Source organism: Amorphus sp. MBR-141 (assembly GCF_053628695.1).
This window is the reverse complement of the sequence record NZ_JBRJGW010000011.1, coordinates 150,320-169,924: the sequence shown is the minus strand read 5'-3', so window position 1 is coordinate 169,924 and position 19,605 is coordinate 150,320. Positions and strand designations below refer to the sequence as shown.

19 protein-coding genes and 2 riboswitches are annotated in these 19,605 nt (G+C 70.4%); of the genes, 14 read left to right on the top strand and 5 right to left on the bottom strand.

Annotated features, from left to right (window positions below):
• Window positions 1–129 precede the first annotated feature (129 nt).
• The 7 genes from ACSSVZ_RS16165 to ACSSVZ_RS16135 all read left to right on the top strand — a co-directional run bounded on the left by ACSSVZ_RS16165 (window position 130) and on the right by ACSSVZ_RS16135 (window position 6,373).
• On the top strand, window positions 130–717 hold the full coding sequence (locus ACSSVZ_RS16165) for a nuclear transport factor 2 family protein (protein WP_453971650.1): 588 nt from the start codon (window positions 130–132) through the stop codon (window positions 715–717).
• Between the two features lie 90 nt (window positions 718–807).
• Window positions 808–1,836, top strand: coding sequence for an AraC family transcriptional regulator ligand-binding domain-containing protein (locus ACSSVZ_RS16160; RefSeq protein ID WP_453971648.1), 1,029 nt, complete (start codon window positions 808–810; stop codon window positions 1,834–1,836).
• Window positions 1,837–1,956: 120 nt separating this feature from the next.
• On the top strand, window positions 1,957–2,280 hold the full coding sequence (locus ACSSVZ_RS16155) for a hypothetical protein (protein ID WP_453971646.1): 324 nt from the start codon (window positions 1,957–1,959) through the stop codon (window positions 2,278–2,280).
• Between the two features lie 159 nt (window positions 2,281–2,439).
• Window positions 2,440–3,261 (top strand): hypothetical protein, encoded by an 822-nt coding sequence (locus ACSSVZ_RS16150; RefSeq protein WP_453971644.1) that lies wholly within the window; start codon window positions 2,440–2,442, stop codon window positions 3,259–3,261.
• A 389-nt stretch (window positions 3,262–3,650) separates the two neighbouring features.
• Window positions 3,651–4,403, top strand: coding sequence for an SRPBCC family protein (locus ACSSVZ_RS16145; protein WP_453971643.1), 753 nt, complete (start codon window positions 3,651–3,653; stop codon window positions 4,401–4,403).
• Between the two features lie 12 nt (window positions 4,404–4,415).
• A complete protein-coding gene (locus ACSSVZ_RS16140; protein WP_453971642.1) occupies window positions 4,416–5,603 on the top strand; it encodes a zinc-dependent alcohol dehydrogenase in 1,188 nt (395 codons plus the stop codon).
• Window positions 5,600–6,373 (top strand): SDR family NAD(P)-dependent oxidoreductase, encoded by a 774-nt coding sequence (locus ACSSVZ_RS16135; RefSeq protein WP_453971641.1) that lies wholly within the window; start codon window positions 5,600–5,602, stop codon window positions 6,371–6,373. Before ACSSVZ_RS16140 ends, ACSSVZ_RS16135 begins: the two co-directional genes overlap by 4 nt.
• Window positions 6,374–6,444: 71 nt before the next feature.
• On the opposite strand, the gene ACSSVZ_RS16130 is transcribed toward ACSSVZ_RS16135, so the two are convergent.
• The 5 genes from ACSSVZ_RS16130 to ACSSVZ_RS16110 form a co-directional block, all read right to left on the bottom strand.
• Window positions 6,445–6,888 (bottom strand): SRPBCC family protein, encoded by a 444-nt coding sequence (locus tag ACSSVZ_RS16130; protein ID WP_453971640.1) that lies wholly within the window; start codon window positions 6,886–6,888, stop codon window positions 6,445–6,447.
• Window positions 6,889–6,914: 26 nt separating this feature from the next.
• Window positions 6,915–7,541, bottom strand: a complete 627-nt coding sequence (locus ACSSVZ_RS16125; protein WP_453971638.1) for a TetR/AcrR family transcriptional regulator — start codon at window positions 7,539–7,541, stop codon at window positions 6,915–6,917.
• Between the two features lie 176 nt (window positions 7,542–7,717).
• Window positions 7,718–8,137 (bottom strand): hypothetical protein, encoded by a 420-nt coding sequence (locus ACSSVZ_RS16120; RefSeq protein WP_453971636.1) that lies wholly within the window; start codon window positions 8,135–8,137, stop codon window positions 7,718–7,720.
• A 2-nt stretch (window positions 8,138–8,139) separates the two neighbouring features.
• Window positions 8,140–9,261, bottom strand: coding sequence for a 2Fe-2S iron-sulfur cluster-binding protein (locus ACSSVZ_RS16115; RefSeq protein WP_453971635.1), 1,122 nt, complete (start codon window positions 9,259–9,261; stop codon window positions 8,140–8,142).
• Window positions 9,262–9,269: 8 nt separating this feature from the next.
• Complete coding sequence (locus ACSSVZ_RS16110) at window positions 9,270–10,514, bottom strand: aromatic ring-hydroxylating oxygenase subunit alpha (protein WP_453971634.1); 1,245 nt, start codon at window positions 10,512–10,514, stop codon at window positions 9,270–9,272.
• A 119-nt stretch (window positions 10,515–10,633) separates the two neighbouring features.
• A riboswitch (cobalamin riboswitch) is annotated at window positions 10,634–10,843 on the bottom strand.
• A 257-nt stretch (window positions 10,844–11,100) separates the two neighbouring features.
• A riboswitch (cobalamin riboswitch) is annotated at window positions 11,101–11,304 on the top strand.
• Between the two features lie 26 nt (window positions 11,305–11,330).
• Here ACSSVZ_RS16110 and ACSSVZ_RS16105 point away from each other — a divergent pair.
• The 7 genes from ACSSVZ_RS16105 to ACSSVZ_RS16075 all read left to right on the top strand — a co-directional run bounded on the left by ACSSVZ_RS16105 (window position 11,331) and on the right by ACSSVZ_RS16075 (window position 19,561).
• Window positions 11,331–13,403 carry a TonB-dependent receptor plug domain-containing protein gene (locus ACSSVZ_RS16105; protein ID WP_453971632.1) on the top strand — a complete coding sequence of 691 codons (2,073 nt, stop codon included), beginning with the start codon at window positions 11,331–11,333 and terminating at the stop codon, window positions 13,401–13,403.
• The gene (locus tag ACSSVZ_RS16100) at window positions 13,403–14,284 is read left to right on the top strand and encodes an ABC transporter substrate-binding protein (protein WP_453971630.1); all 882 of its coding nucleotides are present in this window, start codon (window positions 13,403–13,405) and stop codon (window positions 14,282–14,284) included. Before ACSSVZ_RS16105 ends, ACSSVZ_RS16100 begins: the two co-directional genes overlap by 1 nt.
• Window positions 14,281–15,285 (top strand): FecCD family ABC transporter permease, encoded by a 1,005-nt coding sequence (locus ACSSVZ_RS16095; protein WP_453971629.1) that lies wholly within the window; start codon window positions 14,281–14,283, stop codon window positions 15,283–15,285. Before ACSSVZ_RS16100 ends, ACSSVZ_RS16095 begins: the two co-directional genes overlap by 4 nt.
• On the top strand, window positions 15,282–16,085 hold the full coding sequence (locus ACSSVZ_RS16090) for an ABC transporter ATP-binding protein (protein WP_453971627.1): 804 nt from the start codon (window positions 15,282–15,284) through the stop codon (window positions 16,083–16,085). The genes ACSSVZ_RS16095 and ACSSVZ_RS16090 overlap by 4 nt, the downstream gene beginning before the upstream one ends.
• Entirely contained in the window at window positions 16,082–17,017 is a 936-nt protein-coding gene (locus ACSSVZ_RS16085; protein WP_453971626.1) for a DUF6925 family protein, read from the top strand. The genes ACSSVZ_RS16090 and ACSSVZ_RS16085 overlap by 4 nt, the downstream gene beginning before the upstream one ends.
• Before the next feature lie 737 nt (window positions 17,018–17,754).
• A complete protein-coding gene (locus ACSSVZ_RS16080; protein WP_453971624.1) occupies window positions 17,755–18,510 on the top strand; it encodes a Crp/Fnr family transcriptional regulator in 756 nt (251 codons plus the stop codon).
• A 28-nt stretch (window positions 18,511–18,538) separates the two neighbouring features.
• Complete coding sequence (locus ACSSVZ_RS16075; RefSeq protein ID WP_453971623.1) at window positions 18,539–19,561, top strand: chemotaxis protein CheB; 1,023 nt, start codon at window positions 18,539–18,541, stop codon at window positions 19,559–19,561.
• Window positions 19,562–19,605 lie beyond the last annotated feature (44 nt).

The window sequence follows — 19,605 nt, the reverse complement described above, 5'->3', positions numbered from 1 at the left end:
TCCCGTCCGGATCGAAGCGATTCCGATCAGCTGGTTCCAGCTGATCGGACGAGGCGTGGGAGCCGATCGCACCTGCGATCCGCATGCGCGGCCAGCTTGCCGCGCTGCCGCGACCACCTGGAGAGACACATGAAGCCGTTCCTGCCCGGGGCCCTGGCGCTCCAGCTTTTCGCCTGTCTGGCCGGACCCGCTGCGGCTGACGAGACGGCCATTCCCCAGGGGGCATCCCTTGCCGGCGACGTCGCGGCGCTGCGGACCTACGCGCCGGCCGGCAATCCGGGCGGCACCGATTTCGACGTGGCCGACCGCGCGGCGATCGCCAACCTGATCTACGCCTACTCGTTCGCCTACGACAACGGCGAGGCCGGCGCCTGGCTGGGGCTGTTCACCCCGGACGCGGTGTTCGTCGCCGGCGTGCCCGGCCAGACGCCGATATCGTTCACCGGCGCCGGCTTCCGCGCGTTCTGGACGGAGCGGATGAAGGACTTCCGCTCCTCCGGCAACCTGCGCCGGCACCTGATGTCGAACATCCTGTTTCTCGACCAGACGGCCGACACGGCCCATGTCAGCGTCGTCGGACTGCTGACCAATGCGGCGGACGGCAAGACGTTCGGCGCCGTCTCCAGTCTCAACTACGAAGGCTGGCTGGCAAAGGGCCCGGACGGCTGGCGGATCCAGCGCTGGCACGACTTCCCGGACGCGGCATTCAAGGAGTAGCCGGCGGACGCGCGTTCGGCTTGCGTGCGGGGCCGAGTTTGGTCATGACCGACGTTGCGACTTCGTATCCTGCGCCGGTTTGGGGGGCGAATGGCATTTGACGGGTCGGTGTCCCTCGTCCGAGCGGGCGGCTTCGGCCCGCTGCCGGCCGTCTTCGAGCAGCGGGCCGGCGAGCGCGAGCTCTGGAGGGCCTTCGCGCAGGAGGGGCTTCCCCTCGCGGTGATCGACCTGCCGCAGACGCCCATGCCGCTCAACACCATGATCGGCGTCTTCGAGCGATGCGCCCGACTGCTGGGCGACCGAACGTTCGGGTTCGACGTCGGCTTCGAAATGGCAAACGCCTGGGGCTACGGTCTGTGGGGCGCCTACGGCGCGGCCGCACCGACGCTGGGCGCGGCGATCGAGCGGTACTGCCGGACGTTCCGCGCCCACGCCGTCAGCGGGACGCTGGAGCTCCTGCAGGGTGATGGCCACTGGCTCTGGCGCTGTGCCGGACCGCCCTTCAGCCTGGCTTCCATCCACCATGCCGATCACCTGATCGGACCGATGATGCTGGTCGCGCGCGAATATCTCGGCCGCCGGTGGGCGCCCAGATGGATCGAGGTGTCGTATTCGCGCGATCCCGACGCCCGCCTGCTCGAAGACAGACTGCAGGTCCCGGTCCGCTATGGCCGCGGCGGGACCGGCATCGCCTTTGCCCCTGAAGACCTCCTGGCGCGGCGCGCTCCGGAACCCGCAAACGGTTCACCGATCGTGACGCTGCGGGAGGTCGTCGCCGACCTGGTGCTGTCGCGCGCGCCCGAACCGGCCCGCTCGATTTCCGCCATCGTGGCGCTCAGGCTTCTCGACGGGCAGAGCGACATCGACGGGACGGCCCGGATGGCCGGCACCAGCGTGCGGAGCCTGCAACGCCTGCTCGGTCAAAAGGGCCACACCTACCGGGAGGTGGTGCGGGCGGCACGCAGTGCGCGCGCGCTCAGCCTGCTGCAGGAGACGGACCGGCCGATCGTCGAAATCGCGATGCTCCTCGGCTACGAGGACCACGCCAGCTTCTCCAGGGCGTTCCAGAGCTGGGCGGGCTGTACGCCGTCGGAGTTCAGGGCCCGCCGTCGCCCCTAGCCATGGCGCAAAATGCCAAGCCGGATGTCTGCCTGCTGCCTATATCGCTTGGGGATGGGGCGATCGCGGCCTCGACGTCGCTGGACGTTGCAAGCCGGGGGTAGCAGCAGGGGATGGGGCATGACGGTCTACGCGATCTACTACGCGTCCGGCGAAGCGGAAGCGTGCGTCTTCGACCGTGAACTCGGCGAGCGTTTCGGTGACACCTACCAGGTGAGCGACGACTTCTGGCTCATCGACACCGCGCGCGAATCCGACACGATCTACGGCAGCCTGCGCACCTCCGTGCGGCCGGGCGACCGGCTGTTCATTGCCGAGATCACCCGCGACTTCTTTCCGTGGCTCTCCGAGAGCGCGCTCAGCTGGCTGTTCTCGCCCCGGCGCTCCTGGAAGGGCCGCTACGTCGCCCGCGACGTTGCCGAGCGGATCCATGCGGCCGTCTGATCGGGGATGCCGTCGTGCGAGGTTTCAGCCCTTCCGGCCAGGTGAATGCAGTTGATCGACAGGACGTATTCTGACGCCGTGCCGAGTGCAGATCCCGAATGCCGGGAGCTTCTGGAGGCGCCACAGGCTTTTCATCAGACGGAGGCGCCCGGGGGCGACATGCGGATCCATTCGTTGCAGTGCCTGATGCCGTCACGGGCGGCGGTGGCCGCCGTCGGCGCGGCGGTTGCCATGTTCGCGAACCCGCTCCACGCGGCCGATCTCGGTGGATCCGCCGCGCCGTTGCCGGCCTCGAAGGCGGCGACCGAGCCGGCCTGGACGCTCAGCATCGCCCCCTATTTCTGGGCGGCCGGACTGTCCGGGAGCGTCGCCTCCTTCGGCGCCCCGGACGTCGACGTCGACATGAGCTTCTCCGACATCCTGAGCGACCTCGACTTTTCGGTGATGGTCGCCGGCGAAGCGCGCCGCGGGCGGTTCAGCCTCAGCACGGATCTCCTCTATCTGAAGCTCTCGACGAAGGAGACGACCCCGCTGGGCATCGCCGCCTCCAATGTGAGCTTCGGCTCGACCGCGATGGAGGCAACGGCACTCGCCGGCTATTCGATCGTGGACCTCTCCAACGTCCGTCTCGACGTGGTGGGCGGCGCCCGGCTCTGGTCCGTCAGGAACGAGCTCTCCTTCAACGGCGGTTTCCTCAACGGCCGCGGTTTCGAGGACAACGCCACCTGGGTCGACGCCATGGGCGGCCTCAAGGGGCGGGTCGATCTCACCGACCACGTCTACCTGACCGGCATGGCTCTGGGCGGAGGGGGAGGCTCGGAGTTCGGCTGGGATCTGCTGGGAGGGCTGGGCTACGAATTCTCCGACCGGATCTCCGCCATTGCCGGCTATCGGGCGATCGGCGTCGACTACCAGGACGGCCCGTTCGAATTCGACGCGACGATCCAGGGGCCGATCATCGGCGCTTCCTTCACCTTCTGAAGCGACCACCCGCGGTGGCCGGCTGGCCCGGACCTAGCGGGCGGCCGGCCGAGACAGCCGGCCTCTGGCGGCAGGGTGCCGGGACGCCGGCCTGCACGGTGGCGAGCGCCGAGCCCGCCGGCACGGCCGCGTGCGTGCACGCCGTGCGCCTCCCGCTCGCCCGGCCGGACCCGGCCGCGCCGTCGCGCCGGCCGATCCACACGCGCCGCCGATCCCGCGAAAGCGTCCCCTGACCAGGAGGCCGGCAAGCCCTGGCAGCGGGGCCGACCATGAGGCGCGCCCCGCGTCCGGCGATGGAACATTCTGCGCCGTCCATCCTTTCATGGCCGAGAGCGGGTGCGCACTTCAGAGGCGCTCCGTCCCTGTTTTCGAGGAAAGGATTTCCGCCGATGACATGGCGCATTCCGACCGACGACCTGTTCGACCGCGGCAGGTCCCATCGTTCGCACGGCAGCCTGGGCGGGCTCGGCCGGGCGGCCCGCGAGGTGTCGTCGTACGCTCGTCCCGGGTTCACGCGCGCCGACGGAAACGGGCGCGCGGCCGCGGCCCTCGGGCTCGGCCTGGTCGCCGTTGCCGGGCTGGCCCTGGGCACCGCCGCCGCCCGGCGGCGCCAGCTGCGGCACCCGCCCGATTCCGCCCCCGGCCGGACGGCGCGGCGCCGGCGGTTCGGCGACTACGCCGTGGTGGGCAGGAGCGTGACGATCGCCCGGCCGCGCTCGGAACTGTTCGCCTTCTGGCGCGATTTCCAGAACCTTCCGCGGTTCATGGAGAGCGTCGAGGACGTCCGGCAGATCTCCGGAAAGACCTTCGCCTGGACGATCAAGGCGCCGCTCGGCCGCACGGTGACGATCAAGGCCGAGATCGTCGAGGAAGACGGCAACCGGCTGATCGCCTGGCGCTCGATCCCCGGATCGGACATCGACACGGAAGGCCGGGTGACCTTCAAGAAGGCCCCGGGCGAGCGCGGCACCATCGTCACCGCCACGATCGCCTACATCCCGCCCGCGGGGGGGCTGGGCCGGCTGGCCGCGAAGGTCCTGCAGCGCGAGCCCGGCATCCAGACCCGCCGCGAACTGAAGCGTTTCAAGATGCTGATGGAAACCGGCGAGGTCGCGACCTCCACCCACCAGCGTTCCAACTGAGGAGTCGGTCCCATGCGCGCACTCACCTGGCATGGCTCGCACGACGTCCGCGTCGACACCGTCCCCGACCCGGAGATCGTCAACCCGCAGGACGTGATCCTGCGCGTCACCTCGACCGCGATCTGCGGCTCCGATCTGCACCTGTACGACGGGGTCATCCCGGCCCTGCTGCCCGGCGACATCCTCGGCCACGAGTTCATGGGCGAGGTGGTCGAAACCGGATCGGAAAGCAAGCTGAAGAAGGGGCAGCGGGTGGTGGTGCCGTTCGTGCTTGCCTGCGGCCACTGCTACTTCTGCGGCAAGGAACAGTTCTCCGCCTGCGACAACTCCAATCCGGTGGACAAGCAGGACATGTCGGAGACCCTCTACGGGCACGCGATGTCCGGCCTGTTCGGCTATTCCCACCTGACCGGCGGGTATCCCGGCGGCCAGGCGCAATATGTCCGGGTTCCCTATTCCAACGTCGGACCGATCGTCGTTCCGGACGGGATCGAGGACGAGAAGGTGCTGTTCCTCTCCGACATCCTGCCGACCGGCTGGATGGCGGCGGAGAACGCCGAAATCGAGCCCGGCGACACCGTCGCCGTCTGGGGATGCGGTCCGGTCGGGCTGTTCGCCGTTCAAAGCGCGCTCAAGCTCGGCGCCGAAACCGTCATCGGCATCGATCACCTGCCGAACCGGCTGCGCCTCGCGCGCCAGCTGGGCGCCGAGGTGATCGACTACAGCCGCACCAGCGTCACCGAAGCCCTGATGGAGATGACCGGCGGCATCGGGCCGGACGCGGTGATCGATGCGGTGGGCATGGAAGCGCACGGCTTCTCCCCCGACGGCATTCTCGACACCGTCAAGCAGAAGATCGGCGTCGGCGCCGACCGGGCCCATGCGCTGAGGCAGGCGATCTATGCCTGCCGCAAGGGCGGCCGGATCTCGATGCCCGGCGTCTACGGCGGCCTGGTCGACAAGTTTCCGCTCGGAGCGCTGATGGAGAAGGGGCTGTCGGTGAAATCCGGCCAGACCCACGTGCAGCGCTACGGGGCCGACCTGCTCAAGAAGATCCTGGACGGCGAGCTCGACACCACCTTCCTGATCAGCCACCGCCTCCCGCTCGAAGAGGCGCCGACGGGCTACAAGCACTTCAAGGAAGACGCCAACGAGTGGACCAAGGTGGTGCTGAACCCCTGGCAGGAGACGCAGCAATGACCGCCAATCCATTTGCCGTCGTCACCGGTGCCTCGACCGGCATCGGGTTCGAGCTGGCCAAATGCTGCGCGGCGGACGGCTACGATCCGCTGATCTGCGCCGACGAAGCGCGGATCGAGGAGGCCGCCAGCGCGCTGCGGCGCGACGGTGCGCAGGTGGAAGCCCTGGTGGCCGACCTCGGGACGCCGGACGGTGTCGAACGCCTCATGACCGCGATCGGCGACCGGCCGGTGGACGCGCTCCTGGCGAACGCCGGGCGCGGTCTCGGCCACGCCTTCCTGGACCAGGACCTGGCGCGGGCGCAGGAGGTGATCGACGTCAACGTGACCGGCACCGTCACGCTGATCCACCGCGCCGGCAGACGGATGCGGGAGCGCAACGCGGGCAAGATCCTGATCACCGGGTCGATCGCCGGCTTCATACCCGGCAGCTTCCAGGCCGTCTACAACGCGTCGAAGGCGTTCCTCGACAGCTTCAGCTGGGCGCTGCGCAACGAGCTGAAGGAGACCGACGTCTCGGTCACCTGCCTGATGCCGGGGCCCACCGATACCGAGTTCTTCGAACGGGCCGACATGGAGGCGACGCCGGTCGGCTCCAGCGACCGCAAGGACGATCCGGCCATGGTCGCCCGCAAAGGCTACGAGGCCATGCAGAAAGGCAGCAGCGGCGTGACCACCGGGTTCATGAACAAGGTGCAGGCGACGTTCGCCGGCCTGATCCCCGACGGCGTCCTGGCCGAGATGCATCGGCGCATGGCCGAGCCCAAATAGACCGAGCGGCCCGACGCCGGTTTCCCGGGCGGGAAGGGAGGCCTGTACGGCCTCCGGCCGCCTACTGCCGCCTACTGCCGGATGTCCGGCACTACCAGCCGCTGCAGCTTGTCGAGCGAATCCTGCCAGCCGAGGTAGCAGGCCTCGGGCGGGATCATGTCGGGGATGCCGGCCTGCTCGACGGAGAGCTCGGTGCCCAGCGACACGGCCGTGAACGTGATCGTCGTGCGCATCTCGCCCGACAGGTTCGGATCGTCGAAGGCGTCGGTGTAGGCGATGCGCGCGCCGGGCTCGAGCTCGACGTAGGTGCCGCCGAAGCTGTGGCTCTCCGACGTGGTGAAGTTGCGGAACGACATCCGATGGCGCCCGCCGACCTCGGCCGTCAGTTCGTGGACGGTGCACAGATAGCCGTAGGGGGGAATCCAGCTCGCGATGGCATCGGGCTCGATGAAGGCGCGGTAGACCTTCTCGGGGCGGGTGGCGATGACGCGGTGCAGACGGATGGTATGCGGCATGACGGGATCCTCGCAGGGGGTTGGGGTCAGTGTCGGGGTGTGGGCGTTTCGGTGGAAAACAGCAGCGTCAGGTAGCGGACGAGGTGGTCGATGCTGTCGGCGGCGACCTTGGCGTCGCCGCGGGCCTTGGCCAGGATGAAGGCGCCCTGCAGCACTGCCTGGGTGTGCAGCGCCAGCGACGCGGCCGACCAGGCGGGCGACAGGCCGCGGGAGCGGAGCGCCGCCTCGATGTCGGCCTCCAGCGTCGCCGCGTGGCCGCTGATGCTGCGCTCGCAGGCGTCGCGAATGGCCGGCGCCGTGTCGAACGTCTCCTGGACCATGGTGCCGACGAGGCAGGTGAACTCCGCCACGGCGCCCTGCAGCAGCGCCTTACGGAACGCCACGTAGCCGAGGACCCGGTCGACCGGATCGGGAAGGTCGTGATAGGGGGCGGCCGCGAACAGCCGGCCCGTCGTCTCCGACCAGTGGTCGGCGGCGGCCACGGCGAGCGCGTCCTTGCTTTTGAAATGGTGGAAGAAGGCACCCTTGGTGACGCCGGCCGCCGCGCACAGCTCGTCCACCGTGGTGGCGGCGTAGCCCTTGGCGCGGATCACCGCCAGGGCGGCATCCAGCAGCTTCGATCGGGCGTCCGGCTTGCGCGCGCTGGCGGGCATGAGGTCCTCCTTGGTGAAAGATACATACCGACCAGTTGGTATGTTGTCCAGCAGGAGTTTGATCCGGTTCTGAGGAGGGCGGGGAGCCGGAGGGTGGCGCAGCGGGGAGCCGGAGGGCGCCGCAGCGGACGGGACGCCCGGGACCGGCCGCCTCGGCCGCCGACGCGCCCGCGGCCTCAGCCGGTGCCGGCGGTCGCTGCGTCGCGAAACAGCGCCAGCAGCCGGGCGACGGCCGGGTGGGGCCGGGCCCGTTCCAGGCGGGCGATCTCGATGTCCGCCCGGCGGCTTGGGTCGGCGCCGTCCGGCAGCCACAGGAGCCAGGCGAGGAACACCGCTTCGGGATCGGGCAGGGCCCGGTGCCCGACGGCCACATTGGCCGTTGCGGGATGGCCTGGCGCGGCATGGCTCCATGCCGGATCGTCCGGCGCGGCATCGCCTGGCGCGATGTCGCCCCACGTCGGATCGCTCCACACCGGCTCGCACGTCGCGTCGTTCGGCGCGGCGGCGCCCGGCGCCGGATCGGCCGTGGCGGCTGCGTCCGCCGCCGCAGCGTCAGCCGTTGCGGTGGAGGAGCGGCATGGCCGGGGCGGCGGCATGCTCAGGCCTCGACCGAGATCGGCCCGCGCGGGCGGGAGCAGCAGGCGAGCACGTAGCCGTCGGCGACCTCGTCGTCGAGGATGCCGCCGTTGTGGGTCATCTCGACGGGTCCCTCGCAGCGGATCTTGCAGGTTCCGCAGAGCCCGAGCTCGCAGGCGGCCGGGATGCGCACGCCCGAGGCGCGGGCCGTCTGCAGGATCGACTGGCCGGGCAGCGCCTCCGCGTCGACGTCGGAGAGGGCGAAGCGGACGCGGGTGGTCGCCATCTCCGGCGGCTCGGAGGGCAGCAGCCCGTCGGAGGCCTCGGCGAGCGGCGCCGGCACCGGCTCGATCGGTCCGGATCCGAAGCTCTCCTGGTGGTAGCGCGCCATGTCGAAGCCGGAGGCCTGGAGCATGCCGCGCACCTGGCGCATGAACGGATCGGGCCCGCAGCAGAAGATCTCGCGCTCGGCGAAATCGGGCACCAGCAGGCCGAGCCGCACGGTGTCGATGCGGCCGGTGGGGCCGAACCAGGACAGCCGGTTGGTGCGCTCCTCGACGAGGAAGCCCAGCTGCAGCGCCGGCATGCGGGTGGAGATCAGCTCCAGCTCGGAGCGGAAGATGATCTCCTCCGGCCGCCGCGCGCAGTTGACGAAGGCGACGTCGTTGAGCGGCGCGCAGTCGTTCAGCCAGCGCAGCATCGACATCATCGGCGTGATGCCCGACCCGGCCGACAGGAAGAAGTATTTTCCGGCCGGATGCTCGTGCATGGAAAAGCCGCCGGCCGGGCCGTAGGCCTTGATGTGCTGGCCGGGCTCGAGATGGTCGAACATCCAGCGCGTGCCGAGGCTCGCCGCCTGGGCCTTCACCGTCACCGCGATGGAGAACGGCCGCGAGGGGCTGGACGACAGCGTGTAGGTGCGCAGCAGCGGCTCGTCGCCGACGGGGAGTTCCAGGGTGACGAACTGGCCGGGCTTGTAGCGGAACCAGGTCTGGTTGTCGGAGCGGAACGCGAATGTCTTCACGTCCGGCGCCTCGTCGGTCACCGAAATGCACTCCAGCACCTGGAGATGGTCGTTCCAGGGCTGCATCTCGTCGAGATGCCGGTAGAGGCTCCCGGGCGCGGCGGCGATGGTGTCCAGCATGGCGGGGCTCAGGCGACGCGCAGGGCGGCGGAGGCGCCCTCGGCGAGGCGCGCGGCCATGGTCCGGCAGTACCAGTCGACGAACTGCTCGACGCCGCCTTCGTGCTCGGGGGAGTAGGGGCCGGGCTCGTATGCGGGCGAGCGGATGCCGAAGGCGTTCTCCTCGACGATGCGGCGGTCCTGGTCGTTGGTCTCGGTCCACACGTGGGTGAGCTCGGCGAGGTCGTAGTCGACGCCTTCCACCGCCTCCCGGTCGACGAGCCACTTGGTGGTGACGGCGGTCTCCTCCGGCCCCAGCGGCAGCACCCGGAAGGTGACGGCGTGGTCCGACAGGATGTGGTTCCAGGTGGTCGGATAGTGGAACAGCAGCATGGCGCCGATGCGGGCGGAGCCGACGGCGGCGGAAAGGGGCCGCTTCACCGCGGCGCGGCCGGACAGGGTGTAGCTGACCGCCTCGCCGAGGAGCGGCATGCGGGTGATGCGGCTGGCGCCGCCCTCGGCCATGCGGAAGGCGGCGGGCAGGCCGCGGGCCTCGCAGGCGGCCCAGTGGGCGGCGATCTCCGGGTCGTCCATCGCCCCGGCGACGCCGGTGACGCCCGGCGCTTCCGGGTAGGTCTTGCAGAGCTCGGGATGGTTGGCCGAGCAGTGGTAGCACTCGCGGTTGTTCTCCCAGACGAGCTTCCAGTTGCCCTTCTCCACGATGGTCGTCTCGAAGGCGACCTTCGCGTCCTGCAGGCGGTGCGGCGCGAGGTAGGGCTCGATCAGCGCCCGGGTGGGGGCGAAGTCGGCCGGCGCGTCGGCGAGCGACAGGAACACGTAGCCGGCGACGGCCTCGCAGGCGACCGGCTTGAGGCCGAAGGCGGCGGGATCGAAGCCGTCGCCCATCTGGCGGGCGAAGACGAGGCGGCCGTCGAGGTCGTAGGTCCACTGGTGGTAGGGGCAGACGAGCCGCGCCGAAGTGCCCCTGGCGGCGGAACAGATGCGCGAGCCGCGGTGGCGGCAGGCGTTGTGGAAGGCACGGATGCGCCCCTCGCGGTCGCGCACGACGATCACCGGATAGTCGCCCACCTGCAGCGTGAAGAAGGCGCCGGGACGGGCGAGCTCGCACGCGTGGCCGACGAACAGCCACTCGCGGTACCAGACGTGCTGGAGGTCGGCGGCGAACCAGTCCGGATCGGTGTAGAAGGGCTGATCGAGGCTGTAGCCCGGGCGGCGCGCCGCGATCCGGTTCAAGATGTCGTCGCGTGAACCCATGTCCCCGTCCATCCTCGGCTGGGCCCGCAGAGCGCGGCGCGGACGGAAGGGAACCGGCCCGCGCGGAGAGACGATGCTTCCGCAAGGCAAGGACCCGATCGCCCACCGCGATCAGTCGGGACGTGTCACCGTTCGGGGCTGGTTTCCGGGCTGAAGGAGCGTCTCTTCGAGGACCGTCGCGATTCCTTCCCAGGCATCTGCCCAGTGGAACTCCCTGTCGCGACGTTGACTCCCTTGACCGTTGCGGGGGCAGCTCCGGATTTTCACCGGATTCCCAATTCTCCCGGCCTTCCAAGCGAGGACCGGGCACCCTGAACCCGGCCACCATCGCCCGGCGCGCAAGGCGGGGCGCGCGCAAAAGCGACGTCGCATGGACGACCGGCGACATGGGCGCGCCGGCGTGGCCGGGAACGGGGCGGCCCATGGCGCGGTCGGGGCCCGCGGAGGCGGCCTGGTGCTGGCGGGAATCGCGAAAGAACGGCCCGGACGGACGTGGCCCGAGGGTCGGGCGAGGGCCGCCGCGGCGGGGCCAAGGCGTTGAAAAGCAAGCCTGCCTGCGCGCGGCTTGACTCCGATCCGCCAGCCACTATCCCTGACGGTCGACGGTGCCCGCAAGGGCTCAATAGGGAACACGGTGAGGCGCGCCTGCGCGCCGAATCCGCGACTGCCCCCGCAACTGTGAGCGGCGAGTCATCCGCGCGAATGCCACTGGAGCCGGTCCGGCCCTGGGAAGGCAGCGGAGCGACGAGGACCCGCGAGTCAGGAGACCTGCCGTCATCCGTGGTCACGCGCGGTCGCATCGGGCGGGGTGTCTCGATGGGTACGGTCTCCATGGTCCTCCCATGGAGCCGCCTCGATCGCGGTGACGTGCCATCCGGCCGCGTGCCGCTCGAGGACTGCCACATGACCTTCTTCCCGACGTCCATCCGTGGACGGCCCGATGCCGTTCGCCATGCCGCGGCGTTTGCCGCCGTTCTCTGCCCGCTGTCACTGTCGCTTCCGCTTGCCGCCCATGCCCAGGACGCCGACCTGGGCGACGCCGCCGTGGTGGCGCTTCCCGAGATCTCGGTGACCGCCAACCTGGCTCCGACCGCACGCGACAAGGTCGGCAGCGCCATCACGGTGATCACCGGCGCGGACCTGCGGCAGCAGAAGATCCGCTTCGTCACCGATGCGTTGCGCCAGGTGCCGGGGCTCGCCGTCAACCGGACGGGGCCGGCGGGGCAGCTGACCCAGGTCCGCATCCGCGGGTCGGAGGGCAACCAGACCAAGGTCTTCATCGACGGCATTCCGGTGAACGATCCGGCGTTCGGGTCCGAATTCGACTTTTCCAGCCTGCTTGCCGACGACATCGAGCGCATCGAGGTGCTGCGCGGGCCCCAGAGCGCGCTCTACGGCTCCGACGCGGTGGGCGGCGTCATCAACATCATCACCCGCACCGGGCAGCCCGGCACCCAGGTCTCGGCCCGGCTGGAGGGCGGCTCGTTCGGCACGGTCAACGGCAGCGCCTCGGTGAGCGGCGCCAACGAGCATGCAAACTTCATCGCCAGCGCGATGGGGTTCAAGACCGACGGGATCTCGGCGGCCAGTTCCGATCTCGGCAACACCGAGAAGGACGGCTATCGCAACGGCACCGTCTTCGCCAAGGGCACCGTCTCGCCGAACGAGCTCGTCGACGTCACCGGGGTCGTCCGCTACACCGGCACCAAGGCCGATCTCGACAGCGAGGCCTTCCTGCCGGCCTACGGCCACACGGGTCCGGTCGACGCGCTGCAGGATTCGGTCGGAGAAGACCTCTACGGCCGCCTGCAGGCGCGCCTCAGCCTGTTCGAGCGGCGCTGGCAGCAGACGGCCGGGATCACCTACACCGACCAGAAGACCAAGTACCGCGATCTCGATCCGACGACCGTCACCAGCATCTACCAGGGCAAGAAGCGCCGGCTCGACTACCAGTCGACCTTCTTCTTCGAGACGCCGGAGATCGCCGACGCCGAGCACGTGCTCACGGTCGCCGTGCAGGACGAGGAGGACACGGTGACCTCCGACAGCGCCTATGCATCGTTCGACCGCTCGATCCATTCGACCGGCCTCGTCGGCGAGTATCAGCTGGAGGTGTTCGACGCGCTGACGCTCACCGGCAGCGTCCGGCAGGATTTCAACGAGCTCTTCGAGGACGCCACCACCGCCCGCGCGACGGCGGCCTACCGCATCGACCGGACCGGCACCAAGCTGCGCGGCTCGTTCGGCACCGGCGTGAAGAACCCGACGATGTTCGAACTCTACGGCTACACCAACACCTATCGGGGCAACCCGGACCTGAAGCCCGAGCAGGCGACCGGGTGGGACGTGGGTGTCGACCAGGAGCTCTTCGGCGGCACGGCGGTGGCGGACGCGACCTACTTCAACCAGCGCATCTCCGACCTGATCACCGGCTCCGGCCAGACCTCGATCAACATGCCGGGCACCTCCGAGATCGACGGCGTGGAGGTCGGCCTGACGGTCACGCCCATCGACCCGCTGACGGTGCGGGCGTCGTACACCTACACCGACGGCCGGGATTCCACGGGCGCGGAGCTGGTGCGTCGGCCGCGCAACGTCGCCAGCCTCGACATCAACTACCGGTTCCTGGACGGCCGGGCCAACGTCAACCTCGGCATCGACTACAACGGCGCCCAGACCGACTGGGTCTACAACGCCTCCTACACGCAGAAGACCGTCATCGACCTCGACGCCTACACCCTCGTCAACCTGGCGGCGTCCTACGACATCAACCCCCATACGCAGATCTACGGGCGGGTGGATAACCTGCTCGACGAAGACTACTACGAGGTGTGGGGGTACGGGACGGAGGGGATCGCCGCCTATGCTGGCGTGAAGCTGACCTTCTGATGGCGCCGATGCGCCGACATGCGGCGGCCGCGCTCGGCGCGGCCGTCACCGTCGCTTTCGCGGCCGCGGCGGGCCCGCGACCGGCGGCGGCCGACGGGCCACCGGCGGCGCCGGCGCGCGTCGTCTCGATGAATCTGTGCGCCGACGAACTGCTGCTGCGGCTCGCCGATCCCGACCAGGTCGCGTCGGTGACGTACCTCTCCCAGGATCCGGACCAGTCGACGGTGGCGGCGGAGGCCCGGCTCCACCCGGCCAACCACGGCCGGGCCGAAGAAGTCCTCCGCCTCGATCCGGATCTGATCCTGGCCGGCCGCTCCACGACGCGCGCCGCGGTGGATCTCCTGCGCCGCGTCGGCGCGCCGGTGGTCGAACTCGACGTGCCGGCGACGCTGCCGGAGGTGGAGAGCCAGATCGGGGCGCTGGGCGCCATCTTCGGCAATCCGGCGCGCGCCGATGCGATGATCGCGGAGATCGAGGCCGCCTTCGGCGGGCGCGAAGGGCCGCCGGCGGGCGATGCCCCGACGGCGGTCGTGTTCGCCCCCAACGGGTTCACGGTGGGGGAGGGGTCGCTGGTCCACGCGATCATCGAGGCGGCGGGCCTGCGCAACCTCGGGGCGGAGCAGGATCTCGGCGCCTACCGCCACCTCCCGCTGGAGCGGCTGATGGCGCTCGCGCCCGACGTGCTCATCGTCAACGCCGACGAAACGTCGCCGGCGCGGGCGTTCGAGGTGCTGCACCATCCGGCGCTCCGCAAGCTCCCCGGCAGGCCGGTGATCGTCCGCCTGTCGCCGAAGCTGTGGACCTGTGCCGGCCCCGAAATCGTGCGGGCGCTGTCGATCCTGACGGACGCGGCCGGACGGGCAGGGGGGCGGCGGTCATGAGCGCCAAGACGCTGCCCTACGGCGGCCTGCTGTTCATCCTGGCGGCGCTTTGCGCGGGGCTCTTCCTGGTGTCGCTGGCAATCGGCTACGCCCCCCTCGACCTCGCCGGCGCGGCGGCCGACGCCCTCGACGGGCGCGAGACGCTGGGCGCGCTGGTGCTGGTCGAGCTGCGGCTGCCGCGGGCCGTGCTCGGCCTGCTGGTCGGCTTCACGCTGGGGCTCGCCGGCGCCGTCATGCAGGGCTTCCTGCGCAATCCGCTCGCCGAGCCCGGCGTGGTCGGCGTTTCCGGCGGCGCGGCGCTCGGTGCCGTGCTGGTGTTCTATTCGGGGCTGGCGGCGCTGTCGCCGGTCCTGCTGCCGCTCGGCGGGATCCTCGCCGCCCTGGTCGTCGGCGGGCTGCTGTTCGCCGTCGCCGGCCGGGGCATGAGCACGACGACGCTCATCCTGGCGGGCGTCGCCATCAACAGCCTCGCCGGCGCGCTCATCGCGCTGACCTTGAATCTCGCGCCCAATCCCTACGCGGCGATGGAAATCATGTTCTGGCTGATGGGCTCGCTCGCAGACCGCAGCTTCGCCCACGTCTGGATCGCGCTCGGACCGATGCTGCTGGGGTGGGCGATGCTGCTTGCGACCGGCCGGGCGCTCGATGCGCTGACGCTCGGCGAGGACACCGCCCGCACGCTCGGCTTCGGCCTGGGCCGGGTGCGGGCGACCCTCGTCGCCGGGGTGGCGCTCTGCGTCGGCGCGGCCACCGCGGTGGCCGGCGTGGTCGGCTTCGTGGGGCTGGTGGTGCCGCATCTGATCCGCCCCTTCGTCGCGCATCGGCCGGGCCGGCTGCTGATCGCCAGCGGGCTCGGCGGGGCCTCGCTCACGCTCGCCGCCGACATCGCCGTGCGGCTCATCCCGACGCGGCCGGAGCTGCAGCTCGGCGTGGTCACGGCCATCGTCGGCGCGCCGTTCCTCTTCTCGCTCGTCTGGCGCTACCGGAGACTTGAGCGATGAGGATCGACGGCCGCAACCTGACCGTTCGCATCCGGGGCAGGGCGATCCTCTCGGAGGTGGACATCGCGGCGGCTCCCGGTGAGCTGGTGGGCCTGATCGGACCGAACGGTGCCGGCAAGTCGACGCTGCTCTCGGTGCTGGCGCGGCTCCGGGCCCCGGACGGCGGCACCGTGACCTATGACGGCCTGCCTGCCGGAACCGCGGACACGCGGGCTCTGGCGCGCCGGCTCGCCATGCTCGCCCAGTCGGGGCGGGTCGACTGGCCGCTGACGGTGGAGCGGGTCGTCGCGCTGGGGCGGCTTCCCCATGCCGGCCGGTTCGGCACCGGCGACGCCGGGCGCGACCGCGCCGCCATCCGCCGGGCCATGCGGGCGGCCGACGTGGAGAGGTTCGCCGACCGGCCCGTCGACACGCTGTCCGGGGGCGAGCGCACCCGGGTGCTGGTGGCCCGGGCGCTGGCGGTGGAAGCGGAGATGCTGCTCGCCGACGAGCCCGTCGCCGGGCTCGATCCCTACCACCAGATCGAGGTGATGGAGCTGCTGGCCGGGACGGTCCGGGACGGCGCCGGCGTGGTGGTCGTGCTCCACGACCTGACGCTGGCGGCCCGCTTCTGCGACCGCCTGGTGCTGCTCAAGGACGGGCGGGTGATCGCCAGCGGATCGCCCGGCGCGGTGCTGACCGATGCCCTGATCGCCGAAGCCTACGGCGTCAGCGTCCTCCTCGGCGCCCACGAGGGTGCCCGGTTCGTGCTGCCCTGGCGGCGGCTGCCGCGCGATCCGACCGAAGCAGCGTCTCGATGACGGGTGAGAAGGGTGCAACGGCCGAGACCGCGCTGCTGCGGCAGATGCTGGACGATCCGCGCGCCGGATGGAGCGTCGGCACCTTCGGGGCGATCGCGGAGTTCCTGCGCGATCCCGGCGAGGCGGCGGTGCGTGGCGAAGGGCTGTCGGTGTCGACGGCGCGGGGAGCCGTGCGGATCGAACCCGCGGCGGAGATGCGGCTCGTCGCCTACGAGACGCCTTCGAAGGACCCGGCGAGCTGGAACCACGCCGTCGCCCTCTGCCTGCCGCGGGACAGGGTGGCGATGAACCGCCGGGCGGTCGTCACCGAGCTGGGGCCCGACACCGGGGCCGTCGCCGTCGAGGACCGGGACGCGGTGCTGTTCGATCTCGGACTGGCGGCGCTCGAGGTCGACGTCTGCGTGCGCAGCGCCGATCCGGCGGTGGTCGAGCGGCTGCGGGCCGGCGCCGGACGGTCGCTCGCCGAACCGGACAATCCGCTGATGGCGGAGCTGCCGGCGCTGTCGCCGCATCGCGTCTTCGTCACCCGGCTCGGGCGGGGCGAGGTCAGGCAGCCGATACCGGCGCCGCACGAGCGCAGCCCGGAGGGCCCGCACACCCATGTGCTGCCGCAACTGCTCAACACCGGCCGCACCCACGCCGCCAACGATCCGATCCCGGCAGGTCTCGTGCCGTGCGCGCATCTCTATCCGCCGCATCCCCTCAAGGACCATTTCGGGCGCACCTGGCCCTTCGATGCGGCCGCGCATCGGGCGTTCCAGGACGTGCTGGCGGTCTTCGGGATCGAGCGACTGGTCGCCGTGAAGCGCGCCACCTGGGAGGCGCTCGCCTCGGCGGCGCGGGAGCGCCCGCCGACAGGACCCGTCAGCCGCGCGGAGCGGGCCGCAGCACGGGTCGCCATGGCGCAATTTGCGCACACCGGCGGACGATGAAGCGCCCGGCGATGCATCTGGTGCCGGCCGCGCGGGCGCGGCTGCGCAACGCCGACCGGCCGGGCGCGAAGCGCGGCCGATCGGAGTATCTTCCGGCCGGACGGTCCCATCCGGGCAACCGGATACGGCCCCACGACCGGGACCTCGAGCAATTTCCTTTCGGTCGGATCGCTTCGATCCGACCGGGAGTTGCTCGAGGGGCCGCGGCGGCGATGTCGAAGTCGCTGTCGATCAGCCCGACCAGCTGGAACTTCAAGCCGGGGGTGGGGGTGATGTCGATGGAGATGCCGTTGTCGGCGAACAAGCCCTTGTCCTGGGCCACGAACGCCGGCGGCCTGCCGCCGGCCCGCCGGCTCCTGGCGGCCAATGCCATGGGCGATGGAACCAACCGAACCCGCCGTGGTTCGTGCTTCAGACGCAGACCCGCAATCCGGACCGTCGGGCCATGCCGTCGAGGACCGAAAGCGCCGCCTCACCCCGAGACATACGGCGTCGGTTGCGGGCAATTCGCGGCCAGCCGAAAGCACGTCTCCCCAAGCCGAGAGGGCCGGGTGACGGGATGGCCGACGGTTCGAGGCGAGCCGCCGAAGCGACTTCGGCGATGCCTACAGCCTTTTCCGGTGCAGCTCGAAGGGATCTGCCGTCCGGCGGTCGAACCCTCCGGGGTTGCCATGCGTTTCTGGAGACCGGAGGATGTGTCTGGAGGTTGTAGGATGCAGCTTTTGCGAGGGCAGCAAATGACAATCGATGCAGGGTCCGGCGATGCAGCGTTGAGCAATCCCCTGATCATGAAGCTGCGGCGCGGGGCGGCGCTGACGGCGCAGGACTGCGCGCTTCTCGAAGCGGTCACCGGAGCCCGGCGGACCACGGTGGAGGCCGGGGAGACCCTGATCTCCGAAGGCGAGAAGCCGGCTTCGATGCACCTGGTCGTCGACGGGATCGCCGCCCGGCACAAGGACCTGCCCGGCGGCCGGCGGTCGATCATGGCGTTTTTCGTGCCCGGCGACCTCTGCGACCTCAACGTGGCGATCCTGGGCGAGATGGACCACACGATTTCCACCCTCACCCCCTGCACCATCGTCCGCATCGCCGACAAGACGATCGAAGAGCTCAAAGCCCAGAGCCCGCGGATCACCAAGGCGCTCCACTGGTCGACCCTGGTCGACGAGGCGATCCTGCGCGAGTGGCTGGTCAATATCGGCCACCGACCCGCCGACCAGCAGATCGCGCACCTGCTCTGCGAACTGCAGCTCCGGCTCGCCACGGTTGGACGCGCCACGCAGACCCAGTTCGAGCTGCCGCTGACCCAGCAGGTGCTCGGGGAGGCGCTGGGCATGTCCACCGTTCACGTCAACCGGACATTGCAGTCCCTGCGCAGCGACGATCTCATCGTCTATGCGAACCGCACGGTGGTGCTGCCGGATCTGGGGCGCCTGCAGCGGTTTGCGGAGTTCGACCCGAGCTACCTGCACTTGCTGCCGGAGCGGAGCTGATCGCGGACAACGGGTCGTGGAGGACCGCATGTCAGAAACCGCCTGCGTGGCCATCGGCGGGTCGTGGGGAGCGATCGACGCGCTTTCGGCGATCTGCCGGGACTTGCCTCGGGACTTTCCGGCGGCGCTGCTGGTGGTCGTCCACACCGGCCGGACCGAACGGTCGGGGCTCGCGCAGATGCTGGCTGGCGGCAGCGGACTGCCGGTGGCGGTGGCCGAAGATGGCGTGCCCCTCGCACCCGGACGGATCGTGATCGCCCCTGCCGAGCATCACCTGCTGGTCGTCGACGATACGGTGAGGCTGGGACGCGGCCCCCGGGAGAACCTGTCGCGGCCCGCCATCGATCCGCTCCTGCGGTCCGTCGGGGTCAATGCCGGTGGCAATGCGGTGGGCGTGGTCCTGAGCGGGCTCCTGGGCGACGGTGCTGCAGGGCTCGCGGACCTGAAGCGCTGCGGCGGCTGTACCGTCGTGCAGGACCCGGCCGACGCCGCAGCCGCCGACATGCCCCTCGCGGCGCTGAGAGCGAGCGACATCGACCACCGGGCGCCCGCCTCGGGCCTGGCGGCGCTGATCGACAGGCTGGCCCGGAGGGATCTCCAACCGCGGGCGCCGGCTCCGGCGGAGATCCTGCTGGAGGTGGACATCGCGCTCGGCCGGCCGGGAATCGGCGAAGCGCTGAAACGGTTCGCCGGACCCACCGAACTGACCTGCCCGGCCTGCGGAGGCGTCATGTCGCAGATCAACGGCGAACCGCTGCGGTTCCGCTGTCAGGTGGGCCATGCCTATTCGGCCGCCGCGCTGGCGGGCGAGCAGGAGGGCTCGGTGGACGAGGCGATCCGGGTCGCTCTGCGCATCGTCGAAGAGCGCGCGGTTCTGACCGAAAAGATGGCGGAAGAGGCGCGCGCCCACGGGCGCCATGCCGCGGCAGCGTCGTTCGCGATTCGGGCTGCCGAATATCGACAGCAGTCCGAACTATTGCGTCAGTCGGCGATGGCCGGCTTTCAAAACAGGCGCCCGGTCATGCAGCAAAATGCGAATATCCTAAGTTAGAGAAAGCACGCGCCCTATTTGCTAGTCTGCATCCTGAGCGGGGA

Coding starts and splice junctions, on each gene's coding strand:
- ACSSVZ_RS16165 (WP_453971650.1), top strand. CDS start 130: ATGAAGCCGTTCCTGCCCGGGGCCCTGGCGCTCCAGCTTTTCGCCTGT.
- ACSSVZ_RS16160 (WP_453971648.1), top strand. CDS start 808: ATGGCATTTGACGGGTCGGTGTCCCTCGTCCGAGCGGGCGGCTTCGGC.
- ACSSVZ_RS16155 (WP_453971646.1), top strand. CDS start 1,957: ATGACGGTCTACGCGATCTACTACGCGTCCGGCGAAGCGGAAGCGTGC.
- ACSSVZ_RS16150 (WP_453971644.1), top strand. CDS start 2,440: ATGCGGATCCATTCGTTGCAGTGCCTGATGCCGTCACGGGCGGCGGTG.
- ACSSVZ_RS16145 (WP_453971643.1), top strand. CDS start 3,651: ATGACATGGCGCATTCCGACCGACGACCTGTTCGACCGCGGCAGGTCC.
- ACSSVZ_RS16140 (WP_453971642.1), top strand. CDS start 4,416: ATGCGCGCACTCACCTGGCATGGCTCGCACGACGTCCGCGTCGACACC.
- ACSSVZ_RS16135 (WP_453971641.1), top strand. CDS start 5,600: ATGACCGCCAATCCATTTGCCGTCGTCACCGGTGCCTCGACCGGCATC.
- ACSSVZ_RS16130 (WP_453971640.1), bottom strand. CDS start 6,888: ATGCCGCATACCATCCGTCTGCACCGCGTCATCGCCACCCGCCCCGAG.
- ACSSVZ_RS16125 (WP_453971638.1), bottom strand. CDS start 7,541: ATGCCCGCCAGCGCGCGCAAGCCGGACGCCCGATCGAAGCTGCTGGAT.
- ACSSVZ_RS16120 (WP_453971636.1), bottom strand. CDS start 8,137: ATGCCGCCGCCCCGGCCATGCCGCTCCTCCACCGCAACGGCTGACGCT.
- ACSSVZ_RS16115 (WP_453971635.1), bottom strand. CDS start 9,261: ATGCTGGACACCATCGCCGCCGCGCCCGGGAGCCTCTACCGGCATCTC.
- ACSSVZ_RS16110 (WP_453971634.1), bottom strand. CDS start 10,514: ATGGGTTCACGCGACGACATCTTGAACCGGATCGCGGCGCGCCGCCCG.
- ACSSVZ_RS16105 (WP_453971632.1), top strand. CDS start 11,331: ATGGGTACGGTCTCCATGGTCCTCCCATGGAGCCGCCTCGATCGCGGT.
- ACSSVZ_RS16100 (WP_453971630.1), top strand. CDS start 13,403: ATGGCGCCGATGCGCCGACATGCGGCGGCCGCGCTCGGCGCGGCCGTC.
- ACSSVZ_RS16095 (WP_453971629.1), top strand. CDS start 14,281: ATGAGCGCCAAGACGCTGCCCTACGGCGGCCTGCTGTTCATCCTGGCG.
- ACSSVZ_RS16090 (WP_453971627.1), top strand. CDS start 15,282: ATGAGGATCGACGGCCGCAACCTGACCGTTCGCATCCGGGGCAGGGCG.
- ACSSVZ_RS16085 (WP_453971626.1), top strand. CDS start 16,082: ATGACGGGTGAGAAGGGTGCAACGGCCGAGACCGCGCTGCTGCGGCAG.
- ACSSVZ_RS16080 (WP_453971624.1), top strand. CDS start 17,755: ATGACAATCGATGCAGGGTCCGGCGATGCAGCGTTGAGCAATCCCCTG.
- ACSSVZ_RS16075 (WP_453971623.1), top strand. CDS start 18,539: ATGTCAGAAACCGCCTGCGTGGCCATCGGCGGGTCGTGGGGAGCGATC.